The following is a 487-nucleotide window of genomic DNA, read 5'->3' as shown; positions in this document are numbered from 1 at the left end:
TCCCTTTAAATAGCTCATCCGGCGTATTGTAACCCCGTGTTTTTCGTGGCCGCTTATTTAAGCTGTTTGCCGCGAGATTTATCTCCAACTCTGATACCTTATTAAAATCGGTTCCTTTTGGAAAGTATTCCCTGATTAATCCATTCGTATTCTCATTTATCCCTCTCTCCCAAGGAGAGTAAGGATGAGCAAAATAAACTTTTGCCCCTAAATTTTTACTGATAAGTTCGTGTTCGGCAAATTCGAGGCCATTGTCAAAGGTAATGGTTTTAACTTTCTGTTTTAAAGGTGATAAGTGTCTTGTTATCGCTTTTGTGACTGCTTCTGCTGTTTTATTCTCAAGCTTAATGATGATGGTAAATAGCGATTTTCGTTCAACTAAGGTCAGCAGTGCACTTTTATGATCTTTTCCAACGAGGGTATCTCCCAGGGCAACCGCATGAATGATCAAATAACATTCAGGTTAGAAAATCCTGCTTGTAATACC

The 487-nt window shown here is 39.0% G+C and carries 1 pseudogene; it reads right to left on the bottom strand.

From position 1 onward, the window contains the following. A pseudogene (locus AAY47_RS19730) lies at positions 1 to 427 on the bottom strand (IS30 family transposase); the annotation flags it as partial. Positions 428 to 487 lie beyond the last annotated feature (60 nt).

This window comes from Xenorhabdus griffiniae, from assembly GCF_001028135.1.
GTDB classification, from domain to species: Bacteria; Pseudomonadota; Gammaproteobacteria; order Enterobacterales; family Enterobacteriaceae; genus Xenorhabdus; species Xenorhabdus bakwenae.
The sequence above is the reverse complement of the archived record's forward strand: the minus strand, read 5'-3'. Positions and strand labels throughout refer to the sequence as shown.